At 64.0% G+C, this 16,559-nt stretch carries 16 protein-coding genes; 13 read left to right on the top strand and 3 right to left on the bottom strand.

All coding sequences use genetic code 11. The features are described 5' to 3' along the window. Window positions 1-45: 45 nt before the first annotated feature. Window positions 46-2,898: a preprotein translocase subunit SecA gene (secA, locus tag Q0Y42_RS10220; RefSeq protein WP_297803326.1), complete on the bottom strand. Its 2,853-nt coding sequence runs from the start codon at window positions 2,896-2,898 to the stop codon at window positions 46-48. A gap of 273 nt (window positions 2,899-3,171) precedes the next feature. Here secA and Q0Y42_RS10215 point away from each other — a divergent pair, with 273 nt between their 5' ends. Genes Q0Y42_RS10215 through Q0Y42_RS10200 form a run of 4 tightly spaced genes read left to right on the top strand, consistent with a single transcriptional unit; the run spans window position 3,172 to window position 6,202 of the window. After that, window positions 3,172-4,164 carry a peptidyl-prolyl cis-trans isomerase gene (locus Q0Y42_RS10215; protein ID WP_297803323.1) on the top strand — a complete coding sequence of 331 codons (993 nt, stop codon included), beginning with the start codon at window positions 3,172-3,174 and terminating at the stop codon, window positions 4,162-4,164. Then, the gene (gene argJ, locus Q0Y42_RS10210; protein ID WP_297803321.1) at window positions 4,161-5,540 is read left to right on the top strand and encodes a bifunctional glutamate N-acetyltransferase/amino-acid acetyltransferase ArgJ; all 1,380 of its coding nucleotides are present in this window, start codon (window positions 4,161-4,163) and stop codon (window positions 5,538-5,540) included. Before Q0Y42_RS10215 ends, argJ begins: the two co-directional genes overlap by 4 nt. Further along, the gene (gene mutT / locus Q0Y42_RS10205) at window positions 5,537-5,962 is read left to right on the top strand and encodes an 8-oxo-dGTP diphosphatase MutT (protein ID WP_297803319.1); all 426 of its coding nucleotides are present in this window, start codon (window positions 5,537-5,539) and stop codon (window positions 5,960-5,962) included. The genes argJ and mutT overlap by 4 nt, the downstream gene beginning before the upstream one ends. Window positions 5,963-5,986: 24 nt before the next feature. Beyond that, the gene (locus Q0Y42_RS10200; RefSeq protein WP_297803317.1) at window positions 5,987-6,202 is read left to right on the top strand and encodes a Flp family type IVb pilin; all 216 of its coding nucleotides are present in this window, start codon (window positions 5,987-5,989) and stop codon (window positions 6,200-6,202) included. Window positions 6,203-6,228: 26 nt separating this feature from the next. On the opposite strand, the gene Q0Y42_RS10195 is transcribed toward Q0Y42_RS10200, so the two are convergent. After that, window positions 6,229-7,119 (bottom strand): methyltransferase domain-containing protein, encoded by an 891-nt coding sequence (locus Q0Y42_RS10195; protein ID WP_297803314.1) that lies wholly within the window; start codon window positions 7,117-7,119, stop codon window positions 6,229-6,231. Between Q0Y42_RS10195 and Q0Y42_RS10190 the strand changes: the two genes are divergently transcribed. The 6 genes from Q0Y42_RS10190 (at window position 7,118) to Q0Y42_RS10165 (ending at window position 10,673) form a co-directional block, all read left to right on the top strand. Then, complete coding sequence (locus Q0Y42_RS10190; protein WP_297803312.1) at window positions 7,118-7,909, top strand: ComF family protein; 792 nt, start codon at window positions 7,118-7,120, stop codon at window positions 7,907-7,909. The genes Q0Y42_RS10195 and Q0Y42_RS10190 overlap by 2 nt on opposite strands. 65 nt (window positions 7,910-7,974) lie before the next feature. Beyond that, window positions 7,975-8,232 carry a glutaredoxin 3 gene (gene grxC, locus Q0Y42_RS10185; protein WP_297803310.1) on the top strand — a complete coding sequence of 86 codons (258 nt, stop codon included), beginning with the start codon at window positions 7,975-7,977 and terminating at the stop codon, window positions 8,230-8,232. Window positions 8,233-8,247: 15 nt separating this feature from the next. Further along, the gene (locus Q0Y42_RS10180) at window positions 8,248-9,087 is read left to right on the top strand and encodes a carbon-nitrogen hydrolase family protein (protein WP_297803308.1); all 840 of its coding nucleotides are present in this window, start codon (window positions 8,248-8,250) and stop codon (window positions 9,085-9,087) included. Then, a complete protein-coding gene (locus Q0Y42_RS10175; protein WP_297803306.1) occupies window positions 9,084-9,518 on the top strand; it encodes a DUF1178 family protein in 435 nt (144 codons plus the stop codon). The genes Q0Y42_RS10180 and Q0Y42_RS10175 overlap by 4 nt, the downstream gene beginning before the upstream one ends. A gap of 25 nt (window positions 9,519-9,543) precedes the next feature. Next, window positions 9,544-10,068: a GNAT family N-acetyltransferase gene (locus Q0Y42_RS10170; protein WP_297803304.1), complete on the top strand. Its 525-nt coding sequence runs from the start codon at window positions 9,544-9,546 to the stop codon at window positions 10,066-10,068. A 35-nt stretch (window positions 10,069-10,103) separates the two neighbouring features. Further along, a complete protein-coding gene (locus Q0Y42_RS10165) occupies window positions 10,104-10,673 on the top strand; it encodes a lipocalin family protein (RefSeq protein WP_297803302.1) in 570 nt (189 codons plus the stop codon). Window positions 10,674-10,693: 20 nt separating this feature from the next. Here the strand turns inward: Q0Y42_RS10165 and ubiG are convergent, their stop codons facing one another. Beyond that, complete coding sequence (gene ubiG, locus Q0Y42_RS10160; protein WP_297803300.1) at window positions 10,694-11,521, bottom strand: bifunctional 2-polyprenyl-6-hydroxyphenol methylase/3-demethylubiquinol 3-O-methyltransferase UbiG; 828 nt, start codon at window positions 11,519-11,521, stop codon at window positions 10,694-10,696. An 80-nt stretch (window positions 11,522-11,601) separates the two neighbouring features. Here ubiG and Q0Y42_RS10155 point away from each other — a divergent pair, with 80 nt between their 5' ends. The 3 genes from Q0Y42_RS10155 to Q0Y42_RS10145 form a co-directional block, all read left to right on the top strand. Continuing rightward, a complete protein-coding gene (locus Q0Y42_RS10155; protein WP_297803298.1) occupies window positions 11,602-12,900 on the top strand; it encodes an aspartate kinase in 1,299 nt (432 codons plus the stop codon). A 60-nt stretch (window positions 12,901-12,960) separates the two neighbouring features. Continuing rightward, window positions 12,961-15,249, top strand: a complete 2,289-nt coding sequence (ptsP, locus tag Q0Y42_RS10150) for a phosphoenolpyruvate--protein phosphotransferase (RefSeq protein WP_297803296.1) — start codon at window positions 12,961-12,963, stop codon at window positions 15,247-15,249. Window positions 15,250-15,362: 113 nt separating this feature from the next. After that, window positions 15,363-16,559: helix-turn-helix domain-containing protein (locus Q0Y42_RS10145; RefSeq protein ID WP_297803294.1), on the top strand; the 1,197-nt coding region annotated here is incomplete at its 3' end.

Here is a 16,559-nt window from a genome sequence, read left to right as displayed (position 1 = left end):
CGTTAGCGGCGGCGGGCAAAGCCCGCCACGCGCTAAGGCGCGGGATTAAACCAAACTACCGTGGCAGTGTTTGAACTTGCGGCCCGAGCCGCAGGGGCAGTCACCGTTGCGGTTGGTGCGTTCCCAGCCTTCCGGCAGGGCTTCGACAGGCAGGTTGGCGCGGTCGTCACCATAAAGGACGCCTTCCGGATTCTGGGCATCCGGATTGTCCATCTGGTTTTCGCCCGTGCCCGGATTGAGGTGGATTTCCTCGAATTCCGGCATCTCCATTTCCGGCGGAGCCTGGAAGCGGAACTCGACCGTCATCAACCAGCGGGTCACATTGTGACGCAGGTCGTGCAGCAGGTTTTCAAACAGGTTGAAAGCCTCGGTCTTGTATTCGTTCAGCGGGTCGCGCTGGCCGTAACCGCGCAGACCGATGACGCCGCGCAGGTGGTCGAGGTGCACAAGGTGCTCGCGCCACTGCATATCGATCATCTGCAGCAGGAACTGCTTCTCGAGATTGCGGGTCTGTTCGACACCGATCATGGCCTCGCGCTCGGCGGCGCGGGCATTGGCGGCTTCGGTCAGACGCTCTTCGATCTCTTCGTTCGACACGCCTTCCTCGGCGGCCCAGTCGTGCAGAGGCAGTTCCAGACCGAGGGTGTGCTTCACCTTCTCGTCCAGACCATCGATGTCCCACTGCTCGGCATAGGCCTTGGGCGGCATATAGCGTTCGACCAGATCGCTGATGACGTCCTGACGGAAGTCGGCGACCAGTTCCGACAGGTCGTCGGAGTCCATGAACTCCTGACGTTGTTCGAACACGGCCTTGCGCTGGTCGTTCACCACGTCGTCGTACTTCAGCACGTTCTTGCGCATGTCGTAGTTGCGGGCTTCGACGCGCTTCTGGGCGGTCTCGACGGCGCGGTTCAGCCACGGGTGGCTGATGGCCTCGCCTTCGGCCACGCCGAACGACTTCATGATGGCGTCCAGACGGTCACCGGCGAAGATACGCAGCAGGTCGTCTTCGCACGACAGGTAGAATTTCGAGGTGCCCGGGTCGCCCTGACGGCCGGTACGACCGCGCAGCTGGTTGTCGATACGGCGGCTTTCGTGACGCTCGGTACCCAGAACGAACAGGCCGCCTGCGGCCAGTGCCTGTTCCTTGGCGACGGCGATCTCGGCCTTGAACTCGGCTTCCTTGGCGGCGGCTTGTTCCGGCGTGACCTCGATGGCCATGTTGCGCTGTTCCAGCAGCCAGCGCTGCATACGCATCTCGAGGTTACCACCCAGCTGGATGTCGGTACCGCGACCGGCCATGTTGGTGGCGATGGTCACCGCGCCCGGCAGACCGGCTTCGGCCACGATGAAGGCTTCCTGCTCGTGCTGGCGGGCGTTCAGGACGTGGTGCGGAATGCCACGGCCCGAGGCGTAGGTGATGTTGTAGGCGTCGTCGCCGACCTTCTGGGCTTCCTTCTCGCGACCGGCGTATTCCGGCTTCAGCTCGCGGCTCACCTCGACCTTGTACTCATAGGTCTTGAGGATTTCGGACAGCTCTTCGGACTTCTCGATCGAAACCGTACCGACCAGGATCGGCTGACCCTTAACGTGGCATTCGGCGATCTGCTTGACGATGGCGGCGTTCTTTTCCTTGAAGGTGCGATAGACCTCGTCGTCATAATCCTTGCGCTGGATCGGACGGTGGGTCGGCACTTCGAGGACATCCATCTTGTAGATGTCCATGAACTCCTGCGCCTCGGTGGCGGCCGTACCGGTCATACCGGACAGCTTTTCATACAGGCGGAAGTAGTTCTGGATGGTGACCGAGGCCAGGGTCTGGTTCTCGGGCTGGATCTTGACGTCTTCCTTGGCCTCGATGGCCTGGTGCAGGCCTTCCGACAGGCGGCGGCCCGTCATCATACGGCCGGTGTATTCGTCGATCAGGACAACCTCACCACCCTTGATGATGTAGTCCTTCTCGCGGTGGTACAGGGTATTGGCGCGCAGGGCCTGGTTGACGTGGTGGACCAGCGAGACGTTCAGCGGGTCATACAGGTCCTCGGTGCCCTCGACGAGGTGACCGGCTTCCTTCAGCATGTCCTCGATACGCTCCGAGCCCAGCTCGGTCAGCAGAGACTGGCGCTGCTTTTCGTCGAGGTCATAGGTGTCCTTGTCTTTGATCAGCTCCTTCACCAGACCGTCGACGATCTTGTAGAAGTCCGAACGGTCCTCGGTCGGACCGGAGATGATCAGCGGGGTACGGGCTTCGTCGATCAGGATCGAGTCAACTTCGTCGACGATGGCGAAGTGGTGCGGACGCTGCACCATCTCGCGACGGTCGTACACGAGGTTGTCGCGCAGATAGTCAAAGCCGAATTCGTTATTGGTGCCGTAGGTGATGTCGGCATTGTACGCCATCTGGCGCTGGCCCTGGGACAGGCCGTTGACGATCACGCCGACTTCCAGACCGAGGAAGCGGTACACCTTGCCCATGGTCTCGGCGTCGCGGCGGGCCAGATAGTCGTTCACGGTCACGACGTGCACGCCCTTGCCTTCAAGGGCGTTCAGGTAGACCGGCGCCACGGCGACAAGGGTCTTGCCCTCGCCGGTACGCATTTCGGCAATACCGCCTTCGTGCAGGATCATACCGCCGGTCAGCTGTACGTCATACTGACGCTGGCCCAGCACGCGCTTGGAGGCCTCGCGGGCGACCGCAAAGGCTTCCGGCAGCAGCTTGTCCAGCTTCTCGCCGCGTTCCAGCCGATCCCGGAAGGTCTGCGTCATCATGCGCAGCTCGTCGTCGGACAGAGCCTCGAACTTGGGTTCAAGGGCGTTGATCTTCTGAACCTCTGCCATAAAGGCTTTGACCTTGCGGTCGTTCGGGGTTCCGAAGAGTTTCTTGGCGATGCCGAGCATGGACGTTCCGAGGCGGTTGAGCGTGTAAGCTCACAAAAATGATGGCTTAGCCCGCAGTCGCAAGGTCGGGCGCGTGCAGAAAATGACGTTTCCGGTGGAAGGAAATCACCAAGCCTCACGCATCCAATCGAAAACCTCTCGACTTGGGCGCAGGCCGGACTTAAGCACCGACCTCTGGCCTGTCAACGCGAGCAGTGGTTTGGTAGGCGGGATTCCGCGCCGCAATGCCGGTCGGCCTTCGGGCGATTTGACGCCCTGCAAAGGGAGTGCCCAATGCGACAGTTTTCGTTTCTTTACCGTATGCGTGGCCTTTATCGACTGGGTGGCGTGGCGGCTATGGGCCTCGCTCTGGGCTTGGCGTCCTGTGGTGACCGTCCGGACAAGGCCCACCCCGATGCCGGTGACCGTGTCGTCGCGCGTGTAGAGAAGCATGAGATCTGGGCCTCCGACGTGCGCCGCGAAGCCGTGGCCCAAGGCCTGATCGGCGAGGGTGAACCGCTGGATGTCACCAGCGAGCTGTTCCGCCGCGTCCTTGATGAGGTGATCGACCAGAGCCTTTTGGCCAGCGAGGCCGAGCGCCGAGGTCTGGACAAGAGCCCCGCCGCCCAGCGCCGTCTGGAATCCGTGCGCCAGCGTATCCTTGGCGACATGCTGGTCGAGACGGTGGTGGACCGCACCGTGTCCGACGAGGCCGTGCGCCGCCTCTATGCCGAGCAGCAGCGCCGCGCCACCAAGTCGGAAGAAGTGCGCCTGCGCCTGATCCTCACCCAAACCCGCGAACAGGCCGATGCCGTCATCGCGCTTCTGGGGCAGGGGGCCAGTTTCGAGGCCGTGGCCGCACAACGCTCTATCGATGAAGCCTCGCGCGCCCTTGGCGGTGATCTGGGCTATGCGACACCCGATCTGTTGCCGCCGGTCTATGCCCGCGCCATCGCCAACCAGCCTTCCGGTGCTGTGGTGGGGCCTGTCGATGCGTCCGGTCGCTGGGCTGTTCTGCGTATCGAGGACCGCCGCGCCGAGACCCCGCCCACCCTTGAACAGGCCCGCCCTGTCATCGTCCGATACCTGACCTATGAGGGTGTCCGACAACTTCTCGAAGAGCTTCGCGGCAAGGCGAAGGTGGAATTCGAGATTGACCCGCCGCGTTCTGCGCCGCAAACGCCGCCTTCTGCGTCTGCTTCGGCACCTGCAGGTTCCAAAGCGGCCACACCTGCGGTGACCGCCCCTGTAAACTCTAAGTCTTCTTCGTCTGGATCTGCCGCATGAGCCGTCCCCCCGCCAAACCGTCCTCGACCGGCCACAAAATTGAATCCGCCATCGAGAAGGCTCTCGATCCGCTGGCGTCCGTGATCAAGCGTGCGACCCAGCCGGCCAAGGCGGCTGCGCCTGCGGCGGGTAAGCCGGGTCTGATGATCTCGCCTCTGGCCGTGCCCTTCCCGGAACTGCCGCCGATCGAGGGTGTCGAAATCGCTACCGCCCGCGCCGGCTTCTACAAGCACGAGCGCGACGATCTGGTGGTGTTCCACTTCCCTGACGGTGCCAACTGCGCGGGCGTCTTTACCCGCCACAAGGTCGGCTCGGCGCCGGTGGACTGGTGCAAGAAGCAACTCGACACCGAAAAGGGTGGCGAGGGCGTCAAGCTGATGGTCGTCAACGCCGGTTGCGCCAACGCCTTCACCGGCAAGGCCGGTGCCGACGCCGCCAAGGCGACCGCCGCCGCCGCCGCCAAGCGCTTCGACTGCCGCCAGCGCGACGTCATGCTGGCCTCGACCGGCGTGATCGGCGTGGTTCTCGACGATACCAAGATCACCGCCAAACTGCCGGAAATCGAGGCAGGGCTGAGCGCTGACAACTGGGCCAAGGCCGGTGCGGGTATCATGACCACCGACACCTTCCCTAAGGGCTCGACCGCTGAATGCGAGATCGAGGGTGTGAAGGTCCGCATCTCGGGCATCGCCAAGGGCTCGGGCATGATCGCGCCGGACATGGCGACCATGCTGGCCTTCATCGTCACCGATGCCGACATCGCCCCGCCGGTGCTGAAGGCGCTGCTGAACCTGCACGTCCGTACCACCTTCAACTCGGTGACCGTGGACGGCGATACCTCGACCAACGACACCGCCCTGATCTTCGCCACTGGCAAGTCGGGCGCGCCGCGCATTGGCCGTGTCGGCGACCGTCGCCTCAAGGATTTCTCGCGGGCTCTGGAACAGGTCATGCTCGACCTCGCCCACCAGCTGGTGAAGGACGGCGAGGGGGCAACCAAGTTTGTGAAGGTCACCGTGGACGGTGCCGCTTCGCCGGCCTCGGCCCGCAAGCTGGCCAAGTCGATCGCCGACAGCCCGCTGGTGAAAACCGCCATCGCCGGTGAGGACGCCAACTGGGGCCGTATCGTTATGGCCGTCGGCAAGACCGAAGAGGCGGTGGACCGTGACCGTCTGGCCATCTTCTTTGGTCCGCACACCGCCGCCGTCGATGGCGCGCCCGCGGCCGACTACAACGAAGAGGTGATGAGCGCCTATATGAAGAACGACGAGATCGATATCACGGTCCACGTCGCTTCGGGCCGCGCCTCGGCCACGGTCTGGACCTGCGACCTGACCAAACGCTACATCGAGATCAACGGGGACTACCGTTCGTGACCGATAACGCTAACGCGGGGGCGGTTCCGACCGTCCTCGTCGTCGCGGTCGCCCTGATCGACACCGACGGCCGTATCCTGATCGCCCAGCGCCCCGAGGGCAAACAGCTGGCCGGCCTGTGGGAGTTTCCGGGCGGCAAGGTCGAGCCGGGCGAGCGTCCCGAGCAGGCCCTGATCCGTGAGCTGAAAGAAGAGCTGGGCATCGACGTGAAGGAGGCGTGCCTCGCTCCCTTCGTGTTTACCAGTCACGGTTACGAAAAATTTCACCTCCTGATGCCACTCTACCTTTGCCGTAGATGGTCAGGCACGGTGACAGCCAAGGAACACAAGGCCTTGGCGTGGGTAAAACCCGGTCAACTCAGGGATTATCCCATGCCGCCCGCCGACGAGCCCTTGATCGCCTGGTTAAGGGATTTTGTGTGAAACCCGCAGTCGGGAGGGGTGCCGATGCTTAGGTTGTTAACCGTATTTGCCGCTGACGAAGGCGGCGCGACCGCCATCGAATACGGCATCATGGCCTCCATGATTGCCCTGGTGCTGGTCGGCGCGCTGTCGGCCACCGGCGACGGCGTCATGGCGAAGTGGAACTACGTCATGAACAAGGTCATCCAGGCGCTGGGTGGCGGCTCGCCGGAAGGCGGTGAGGGCGGCGAAGGGGCCTAAGGCCCTTCGCCATTCCCTAAGGGCGATCAGTCTTCGTCGCCTGTCATTTCCTTGACGCCCAAAGCATCGGCCAGACGCATCTTGGCCGATCCGCGCTTGGCCGGTTTCTGCTGGCTGTCGTCGGGTGCCCATCCGGCCAGATGCACCATTTCGAAGGTGGCAGGGATGCGGCCGTCTTCCTCGGCATAACGTTCGACATAAAGTTCCGCCGCGCGGGCCAGTATGGCGCGGTTCAGCGGCTTGATCTCGCCCGCTAGGACATTGGTCTCGCCCATGGCGCGCAGGTCGCGCATCAGGCTGAACGGATCGCGATAGCGCACGGTCACGCGGTCCACATCCGATACTGGAAGCGCAAAGCCCGCCCGCTGCAACAGGGCCGCACCGTCAAAGCCATCGGCAAAGGGCGAGATACGCGCCTGCGCTCCGCCGCGCACCTCTAGCTCTGCCTCGGTCAGCACGCCGCGCAACTCCTTCAGGGTCGCCGCGCCAAACAGGCTGCCGATAAACAGGCCGTCCGGACGCAAGGCCCGACGGATCTGCGCCAATGCGCCCGGCAGGTCATTGGCCCAGTGCAGGCCAAACAGATTGACCGTCAGATCGACCGACTGGTCCTCCAGCCCCAGCGGCTGGGCACCGGGGGCGGCGCGCTCTTCCACACTGCCGATCGTCTCGATGGAGCCGATACGCTCCGCAGCAGGCATGCCTTGCAGCGCCTCGGCCAGCAGACCCCCGTGCGGAGACAGATCGACGGCGCGTTTAAACTCGCGCAGGATGGCCGACAGCGTATGGGCTGCGTCTTCCGCCGCCCTGCGGTGCAAAAAGTCTGCTTGGGGAAACAGGCGTTGCGCACGCGCCAGACGGTGGGACCGTCGGGCGGCGTCGAAAATAATCGGGGGACCGGAAGAGGGGGCGCTCATGACGGGGACAAATGGCGGCTTGGACGCCGATTGGAAAGGCCTTTGGGCGATAAAGCTGCGCAATGCCGGTCGGTCTTTGGTCGATCTGGTCCTGCCTCCAGCCAGCTTGGATGGCGAGGCGGGCAGCTCCGGCATGGGGCTGAGCGCCCGCGCCTTCAGCCGCATCACCTTTCTGGAAGACCCTGTGTGCGATGGCTGCGGCTTGCCGTTTGAATACGCAGCCGAGGCGGGCCAACGATGCCTGATCTGCACGCAAAAGCCCCACGTCTTTGTCCGCGCCCGCGCTGCCTGCCTTTATGACGAACATTCGCGCGGCCCGATCCTCGCTTTGAAACATGGTGACGAGCAGGCTCACGCCGCCCTGTTCGCCCGCTGGATCAGCCGTTCAGCCGACCCCTTGATCCGTGACTGCGATGTGGTCGTGCCTGTGCCGCTTCATCCGCTGCGTCTGCTGCGCCGCCGCTTCAACCAGAGTGCCGAGATCGCCCGCCCGCTGGCCCGCCTTCGCGGCCTGACCTATCTGCCCGATACCCTGAAACGCCGTCGTGCGACCGCGACACAGGGCGGGCGCTCGCTCAGGGGGAGGCACCTGAACGTCAAAGGGGCCTTCAGCATCTCCCCGCGCCATGCCCATCGGGTGCGCGGAAAGCGCGTTTTGCTGGTCGATGATGTGTTGACGACGGGGGCCACCGCCGATGCCTGTGCGCGTGCCTTATTGGACGCAGGCGCTACCGCCGTTGATCTGGCGGTGATTGCGGGGGTGCATGGCGCACGCGAAGTGCCTAAATAGGCAACAGAACAGGTGATCCGGCCATTGTACCGTTTCGCCATCCCCTATCTGCACGGAGTAAAGCTGTGGCCGAAGTCGTTATCTATACCAAGCCCGGTTGCCCCTATTGCATCCGCGCCAAGGCGCTGCTGGATCGCAAGGGTGCGGCCTATACCGAGATCGTTGCCTCGAACGATCCGGAAAAGAAGGCCGAGATGGTCGCCCGTTCGAATGGCGCTGCCACCTTCCCGCAAATCTTCATCAACGACCAGCACATCGGCGGCTGCGACGACATCCACGCTCTGGATGCCAAGGGCGGCCTCGACCCGCTGCTCGCAGCCTGATCTAGGGCCAAGACCATGGGTTCCAGCCTCCATGTGGCTCTGATCCAGACCACGACCCCCGCCACGGCGGCCAAGGGGCTGGAACACATCGCCCCCATGATCCGTCAGGCGGCCTTGAAAGGGGCCGAACTGATCCTCACGCCCGAAGGCACCAACTTCCTCGAACAGAGGAAGGGCCTGCGCGAGGCGGCGTTGTCGGACGAAACCTCCGACGTCGCGGTGCAGGGGCTTCAGCAACTCGCGGCGGAGCTGAAGGTCTGGATCCTGATCGGATCGGCCATTGTGCGCTCGGGTGCCGAGGGCGACGAGCGCGCCGCCAACCGCAGTCTGCTGATCAACCCCGAGGGTCAGATCGTTTCCCGCTATGACAAGATGCACGTCTTTGACGTCGATCTGGATACGGGCGAACGGTGGCGCGAAAGCGCGGTCATCCGTCCGGGATCGCAGGCGGTCGTGGCCGATACCCCTTGGGGCGGGCTGGGCCTGACCATCTGCTACGACGTGCGCGTTGCCTATCTGCACCGCGCCTTGGCGCATGGCGGCGCAAAGATCATCACTGTCCCCGCCGCCTTCACCCGCCCGACGGGCGAGGCGCACTGGGAAGTCCTGCTGCGGGCCCGCGCCATCGAGACCGGCAGCTTCGTTCTGGCGCCCGCGCAGGGCGGCGAGCACGAGGACGGTCGCAAGACATGGGGCCATTCACTGGTCATCGACCCGTGGGGCGAGGTCATCGCCCGTCTTGACCACGACCGTCCCGCAGTGCTTCACGCCACGCTGGATTTGTCGGCTGTGGACCGCGCCCGAAAGGCCATCCCTGCGCTGACGCACGACCGTTCATTTGTTTCGCCCCAATGATCCGATACGCGCTCGTCTGTGATCAGGACCACGGCTTTGAAGCGTGGTTCGCTTCCTCCTCCGACTATGACGATCAGGCCGCCCGTGGTTTGGTCGAATGTCCGTTCTGTGCCTCAAGTCAGGTCCGCAAACAGATCATGGCCCCTGCCGTCACGGGCACGAAAAAGACGGAAGGCCTCAAGCCCGACGCGCTGAAAGCCGTGCAGACCATGATGATGCAGGCCGCGCGCGAGGTGCGCAGCCACGTTGAGGAAAATTTCGAATACGTCGGTGACGCCTTCGCCCGCGAGGCCCGCGACATCCACGAAGGCCGCAGCGAAAAGCGCGAAATCTATGGCGAGGCTACGCCCGCAGACATCAAGAAGCTCAAGGACGACGGCGTGCCCTGCATGCCCTTGCCGGACGTTCCCGACCCGTCCAAAGCCAACTGAACTCCCTACCGAAAGTCTCCCCCCCATGACCGACGCCATCACCCCTTCGCCTGCCCTTGAATGGCGTCCCATGACCACGGCGGACCTGGATGGCGTGGTCGAGGTGGCCAAGGTCTCCTTCCCCGACCATCCCGAGGATCTGGCCTGTTTCGACAACCGGCTGACGCTGAACCCGCAGAGCTGTTTCGTGCTGTCGGACGAGCAGGGCGGGGTGCATGGCTATCTGGTCGCCTATCCGTGGGTGAGAAACGCTGCGCCTGCGCTCAACACCCTGATCGATGCCCTGCCGGAGCATCCAGAGGTGATCTATCTGCACGATCTGGCGTTGCACCCCTCGACGCGCGGTGGTGGCTATACCCGACCGGTCGTCGAGGCTCTGGCGCAGCAGGCCAGGTCGGCAGGCTTTGAGCGGATATCGCTTGTGGCCGTGAACAATGCGGCAGGCTTCTGGGAGCGCAACGGCTTCAAGGTCATGACGCCGGACGGCATGGCGGCCAAGCTGGCCAGCTATGGTGACGACGCCCGCTATATGGAACGCGACATTTTGTAACGGAACGATGTTCCGTCTTGGGAGGTTTTGACACCATGGAAAACAAATCTCCCCTCCCCAAACTTCTTTTCCTCGGTGTCGCAGTAGCCGGTGTTCTGGCACTCGGTGCCTGCGCGACGCTGGCGCGTCAGGGCCCGTCGGGCAATGCCAATGTGCCCGAGCCGGCCAAGGCGGTCGATCTGGATCGCTATCTGGGCCGCTGGTACGAACTGGCGCGCTACGAGTTCGGTTATCAGAAGGGCTGCGAGGCGGTGACCGCCGACTATCGCCTTCTGGAAAATGGCGAAGTGGGTGTCACCAACGCCTGTCGTCAGGACTCGGTCGATGGTCCCTATAAGGAAGCCACCGCCCGTGGTCGCGTCGTAGAGGGCAGCAACAATACCAAGCTGAAGCTGTCCTTCTTCGGACCCTTCTATGTCGGTGACTATTGGGTGCTGGACCACGCCGATGACTATAGCTGGTCGATCGTGGGCGAGCCTTCGGGCCGCAACCTGTGGATTCTGAGCCGCGAGGCCAATGTCTCGCAAGAACAGCGTCAGGCGCTCTACAACCGCGCCCGCGAGCTGGGTTACGACCTGTCGTTGCTGCGCGAAACCAAGCACTAACAGGCTTGTAGGGGAGGGGGTTACCCCTCCCTGACCGCCACCATCATATAGTTGATGTCGGCATCGCCCTCTTTCCATTTGTCGGTCAGAGGATTGTATTCCAGCCCGAACGGGCCGGTGACCGTCAGCGGTTCGGACTTCAGCATCTCGCGAATTTCGTCGGGCTTCAGGAATTGGCGCCAGTCGTGCGTCCCCGCCGGAACCCAGCGCAGCACATATTCTGCCGCAAACTTGCCCAGCAGCAGACCCTTCAGCGTCCGGTTCAGGGTGGCGACGATCATGATCCCGCCCGGCTTCACCAGTTTGGAACAGGTACGGACGAACTCTCCCGGATCGGCGACGTGTTCGATCACTTCCATCGTCAGAACGACATCGAAGGGACCCGCGCCCTCGGCGACGATCTGCTCGACGGTCGCGGCGCGATAGTTGATGTCCAGCCCGACCTGCGCGGCATGGGCGCGGGCGGTGCCGATGTTTTCGGACGAGGCATCCAACGCGGTGACCTCGAAACCCATACGGCGCATCGGCTCGGCCAGTAGCCCGCCACCGCAACCGATATCGATCAGGCTCATGCCTTTGAACGGGGCGCGGGTGTTCGGATTCAGCCCGTAATGATCCGCTACGCGATCACGTACAAATTTCAGGCGCGCCGGATTGAAGCGGTGAAGCGGCGCGAACGGACCCTTGGCATCCCACCATTCCGCCGCCTGAGCGGAAAAACGTGCCACATCTGCGGGGTCGATACTGGGACCTTCGGCACGTTCCATCGCGGGAGCGTGCGAATTTTCGGTAAAACCCTGCGTGGTTTGGGGTTTGCGCTCGGGGCTGCTGTCGTTAGAAGCGGACATGAGCCAAGGGATGGACTGCCTTTCTTCCCGACGCAAGTGCAACACGACCCCGATTGCGGGGCATGAGATTGGATACCGGTATGACGGGGGCTATCCCAGAGACGGACTATAGCCGTCTGGTCATGAAGTTCGGCGGAACTTCCATGGCCGATCTGGAGCGAATTCGCCGCGCCGCGCGTATTGTCGCGGCCGAGGCCGCTAAAGGCAAAAAGGTTGCCGTAGTGGTCTCTGCTATGGCGGGCAAAACCAATGAACTGGTCGCGTGGACCGATGGCGCAGGCGCGCCCGCTGCCGGCCTGTATCCGGCGGGCTTCATGTCGGACGATGAATATGACGTCGTGGTCGCCTCGGGCGAACAGGTGACCTCGGGTCTTCTGGCCATCACCCTGCGCAACATGGGCTATAAGGCCCGTAGCTGGATGGGCTGGCAGGTGCCGATCATCACCGATGACGCCCACGCCCGCGCCCGCATCGAGGAAATCCGTGCCGAGGCCATGGCCGCCAGCATGGATGCTGGCGAGATCGCCGTCATTCCGGGCTTCCAGGGCGTCACGCCAGAGGGCCGCATCACCACGCTGGGTCGTGGGGGGTCGGACACCTCGGCCGTGGCTGTGGCAGCGGCGCTGAACTGCCCGTGCGATATCTATACGGACGTGGACGGCGTCTATACGACTGACCCGCGCGTCGAGAGCCGCGCCCGCCGTCTGGCCAAGGTGTCCTATGAAGAGATGCTGGAAATGGCGTCTCTGGGGGCCAAGGTGCTCCAGACCCGCTCGGTCGAGATGGCCATGCACAACCAGGTGCCTGTGCGTGTGCTCTCCAGCTTTATCGAGCCTGATGAAAACGGAATTCTGCCGGAAGATGCCGGCACACTGATTTGCGACGAGGATGAGATCGTGGAAAAGCGCATCGTTTCCGGCGTGACCATGAGCCGGGACGAAGCCCGGATCACGCTTCTGGGTCTTTCGGACCGTACCGACGCTCCGGCGGATGTCTTCACCCGTCTGGCCGAGGCCAATGTGAACGTGGACATGATCGTCCAGTCTCAGGCCCGCACCGAAGGCGCCGTGAACCTGACCTTCACCACGGGCCGCCGCGATGCCGCCCGCGCCTCGGAACTGATGTCCTCGCTCAAGTCGGAGATCGGCTTCGAGGAAATCCGCGTCGATGACGACGTGGCCAAGGTGTCGGTGATCGGCGTCGGCATGCGCTCGCACGCCGGTGTCGCCCAGACCATGTTCCGCGCACTGGCCGACAAGGGCATCAAATTCCAGGCCATCTCGACCTCGGAAATCAAGATCAGTGTGCTGATTGAATCGGCCTATGCCGAACTGGCCGTTCGTGCCCTTCACGCCGCTTACGGTCTGGAGAGCCTCTAGGCAGAGACAAACACCCTTCCCATGTGACACAATGATATGGGAAGCGGGACAGGAGTGGCTATGCCCAAGAGCAGCGGATTGACGATCAGGGGGCCTCGCAACCTCCTTCGCCAGATCCGGGAGGCTCTGGCAGGGGGCGGTGGCGGCGGTGCCGTCGCCAGTGCCCAGCAACGGCTGGACGTGGTGGTGGGCATCATCGCCCGCTCCATGGTGGCCGAGGTTTGCTCCATCTATCTGCGGCGGGCGTCGGGCGAGCTTGAACTGTTCGCCACAGAGGGTCTGAACCGCGACGCCGTCCACAACACCCGCCTTCGCCCCGGCGAGGGTCTTGTGGGCGAGGTCGCGCGTCTGGCCCAGCCGATCAGCCTGTCGAACGCGCCCGAACACCCCAGCTTCTCCTATCGTCCGGAAACGGGCGAAGACCCCTTCAACGCCTTCCTCGGTGCGCCCCTGCTTCGCGGTGGTCGCGCTATCGGCGTGCTGGTTGTCCAGAACCGCGCCGCCCGCGTCTATGACGAGGACGAGCTGGAGGATATCCAGAACATCGCCATGGTGCTGTCGGAGACGGTGGCATCGGGCGGCCTTCTGGCCGAGGCCGAGCTGCGCGATGTGGAGTTGGCTCCGCACCGCCCCGAACGCTTGACCGGTCAACGCTTTGCCGAAGGTCTGGCCGTCGGCCGCGCCATTCTGCACGAAGTGCCGGTCCCGCCCGAAAAGCTTCTGGCCGACAATCCCGCGCTTGAGGAACAGCGCCTGCTGGCGGGCCTGCAATCTCTGAAATCGGGCATCGATGTCCTGCTCGAAGGCGGGCAGGGCAAGCTGGGCGGCACCCCCTATGAGGTGCTGGAAACCTACCGGATGTTCGCCGATGACCGTGGCTGGAACCGCTCACTGCTGGAGGCGGTCCGCAGTGGTCTGACGTCCGAGGCCGCCGTCGACCGTGTGCGGACCGAGCACCGCGCCCGCTTCGCCAGCGCCCGCGATCCCTATATCCGCGAGCGGCTGCACGATTTCGAGGATCTGGCCAACCGCCTGCTTCGCATCCTGATGGGCGATGATCCGGCGGCACGCGAAATCCCCGACGATGCCATCCTTGTGGCGCGTAACCTCGGCCCTGCCGACCTGCTGGAATATCCTCGCGCCAAGCTGAAGGGCTTGCTGCTGGAAGAAGGCTCGCCCGCGGGCCACGCCGCCATTGTGGCGCGCGCATTGCAAATCCCGTGCGTGGGTCGCCTGTCGGGCCTTCGTGACCGCCTGTCCGAAGGCGATCCGGTCATCGTCGATGGCGAAACGGGCGAGGCCTACCTGCGCCCGCGCCCCGACATGCTGCTGGCGGTGCAAAGCCGGATGGAGGTGCGCGAGCAACGCCGCGCCGAGTTCGACCAGCTTCGCGACACGCCGGCCATCACCATGGACGGCACGCGCATCACCCTGCTGACCAATGCCGGTCTGGCGGTTGATCTGGAAAACCTCGACATGACGGGGGCCGAGGGCATCGGCCTGTTCCGCACCGAGTTCCAGTTCATGGTGGCCGACGAACTGCCGCGCCTGACGGCCCAGACGGCGCTTTACCGTCTGGTGCTGGATGCGGCAGGGGACCGTCCGGTGACCTTCCGCACCCTCGACATCGGGGGCGACAAGATACTGCCCTACCTCGATCCGGAGCGGGAAGAGAATCCGGCTCTGGGCCGCCGTGCCATCCGTCTGGGTCTGGATCGTCCGGCCCTGTTGCGGATGCAACTGCGGGCGCTGTTGGCCGCGGCCAGCGGTCGCGAGCTGCGCGTCATGTTCCCGATGATCGCCTCGGTCGAGGAATTCCGCCGCGCCCGTGAAATGGTGGACCGCGAGATGGAATGGGCGCGCCGTCGTGGCCGCACCCTGCCGCGCTCGACGCGCGTCGGGGCCATGATCGAATGCCCCAGCCTGCTGTGGCACCTCGATGCCCTTTTGCCGCTGACGGACTTTGTCTCCATCGGCACCAATGACTTGATGCAGTATATGTTTGCGGCAGACCGGACCAATCCGCGTGTGGCCGATCGCTATGATCCCATGTCGCCACCGGCGCTGAGGGCACTGCGCGAAATCCGCATGCGCTGTCAGGACCACGACACGCCTGTATCGATCTGTGGAGAGCTTGCGGGCAAGCCGCTGGAAGCCTTTGCCCTGATCGCGCTGGGCTTTGACCGTCTGTCGGCCCCCGCCAGCGGTGTGGGTCCGGTCAAGCGGATGATCCTGTCGACCGATCTGAAGGCCGCCCGCAGAGGGATCGAGCCCCTATTGGCCTCATCGGCCAGTTCGGTGCGCGGCGAGCTGGAAACCCTTGCGCGCAAGCTCAATCTGGCCGTCTGATTTCACCATCTGGCCGACCATACGTTGAACCCTCGGTCCGGCTCGTCTAATCGGGGGTAACCGGTCGTTGTCTTGACCGGTCATGCCTTGATGGCCCGCCTCACGGAATAAAGATGGATCAGGAACGGCTGTCGCCGTCGACACAGGATCAGACGCCAACGCCAGAGGTGACCCTCGGCGAGCGTCTGCGCGTGGCGCGTCTGGCATCGGGCCTGTCGTTCGACGAACTGGCGGTGAAAACACGCGTGAACCCGCGCTTCCTGCGGGCGATCGAGCAGGGGGACCAGTCGCTCCTGCCGTCGCGCATCTTCACCATGGGCTATGTCCGCATCTACGCGCAGGTACTGGGCCTCGACGAGCTTGAGGCAGTCGAACAGTATAAGCGCGAGTTCCCCGAGGCAGGTGCCACGCTTCAGGCCCCGACGGGCACCGCCTTCCAGCAGATGCGTCGTCGCTCGCCGGCCATTCTCGCGGTGCTGGGCGTGGTGGTTGTGTCGGTTCTGTGCTGGAACATCTTCCAGCGCCTGTCACGGATCGAGCCGCCCCATCCCTCCGATCTGGCCGCCGTTCCGGAAGACTGGGCGAAGATGGCCGATGCCATTCCCGGTACGCCAGTCGTTCTGGGCGGACCACAGGCGGCCCCGCCCGACCAGACGGTCCCGCCGCTGTACCTCACGCGCGGTATCGAGGATCAGCTGATCGGCGATGATCCGGAAAACAATCCTCTGCTCACGGCCCCCGCGCCGCCGGTGCAGGCCGCGTTCAACCCGCGTGGTGCCCTGTATGGCGCACCGGCCACCAACTCTGTCGTGACCCTTCAGGCCACCAAGCCCGCCACCCTGATCGTGCGTCAGGGTAATGGCAGCATCCTGTTTGCCCGCCAACTGGCCGCGGGCGACAGCTGGCGCGCGCCGCGCAATATCCAGGCGGTGCTGGATGTGTCCGACCCCACGGCCTTCTCGGTCTATATGAATGGCGAGTTGGCCGCGCCGCTGACCGACAGCCAAACCCCGCTGGGACGTCTGAACAATCAGGCCGATGGGCTGGCCCGCCAGTCCGAAGCCCGCGCCGTCGCGGCTGCCGAGGCAGGCAGACATGTGCTCATCGAAAAGCCGTTGGCCACCACGCGGGAAGACGTGTTCCGCATCCTCGAAGCGTGCGGGAAAAACCATGTACGCGGCATGGTAGACCTGCACAACCGATGGAACCCGCCGTTCCATTCGGCTTGGCAGTCCGTGCGCGCCGGTGAGCTGGGCGATGTCTACAGCGCCTATTACCGCCTCAACGACGTGCGCTGGGTCGCCACGGAC

Source organism: uncultured Brevundimonas sp. (genome assembly GCF_947305955.1).
Taxonomy (GTDB): domain Bacteria; phylum Pseudomonadota; class Alphaproteobacteria; order Caulobacterales; family Caulobacteraceae; genus Brevundimonas.
The sequence above is the reverse complement of the archived record's forward strand: the minus strand, read 5'-3'. Positions and strand labels throughout refer to the sequence as shown.

Bases quoted from the DNA above. Each gene is read 5' to 3' on its own strand.
- secA (WP_297803326.1), bottom strand. From the start codon at position 2,898: ATGCTCGGCATCGCCAAGAAACTCTTCGGAACCCCGAACGACCGCAAG.
- Q0Y42_RS10215 (WP_297803323.1), top strand. From the start codon at position 3,172: ATGCGACAGTTTTCGTTTCTTTACCGTATGCGTGGCCTTTATCGACTG.
- argJ (WP_297803321.1), top strand. From the start codon at position 4,161: ATGAGCCGTCCCCCCGCCAAACCGTCCTCGACCGGCCACAAAATTGAA.
- Q0Y42_RS10200 (WP_297803317.1), top strand. From the start codon at position 5,987: ATGCTTAGGTTGTTAACCGTATTTGCCGCTGACGAAGGCGGCGCGACC.
- Q0Y42_RS10190 (WP_297803312.1), top strand. From the start codon at position 7,118: ATGACGGGGACAAATGGCGGCTTGGACGCCGATTGGAAAGGCCTTTGG.
- Q0Y42_RS10195 (WP_297803314.1), bottom strand. From the start codon at position 7,119: ATGAGCGCCCCCTCTTCCGGTCCCCCGATTATTTTCGACGCCGCCCGA.
- Q0Y42_RS10180 (WP_297803308.1), top strand. From the start codon at position 8,248: ATGGGTTCCAGCCTCCATGTGGCTCTGATCCAGACCACGACCCCCGCC.
- Q0Y42_RS10175 (WP_297803306.1), top strand. From the start codon at position 9,084: ATGATCCGATACGCGCTCGTCTGTGATCAGGACCACGGCTTTGAAGCG.
- Q0Y42_RS10170 (WP_297803304.1), top strand. From the start codon at position 9,544: ATGACCGACGCCATCACCCCTTCGCCTGCCCTTGAATGGCGTCCCATG.
- Q0Y42_RS10165 (WP_297803302.1), top strand. From the start codon at position 10,104: ATGGAAAACAAATCTCCCCTCCCCAAACTTCTTTTCCTCGGTGTCGCA.
- ubiG (WP_297803300.1), bottom strand. From the start codon at position 11,521: ATGTCCGCTTCTAACGACAGCAGCCCCGAGCGCAAACCCCAAACCACG.
- Q0Y42_RS10155 (WP_297803298.1), top strand. From the start codon at position 11,602: ATGACGGGGGCTATCCCAGAGACGGACTATAGCCGTCTGGTCATGAAG.
- ptsP (WP_297803296.1), top strand. From the start codon at position 12,961: ATGCCCAAGAGCAGCGGATTGACGATCAGGGGGCCTCGCAACCTCCTT.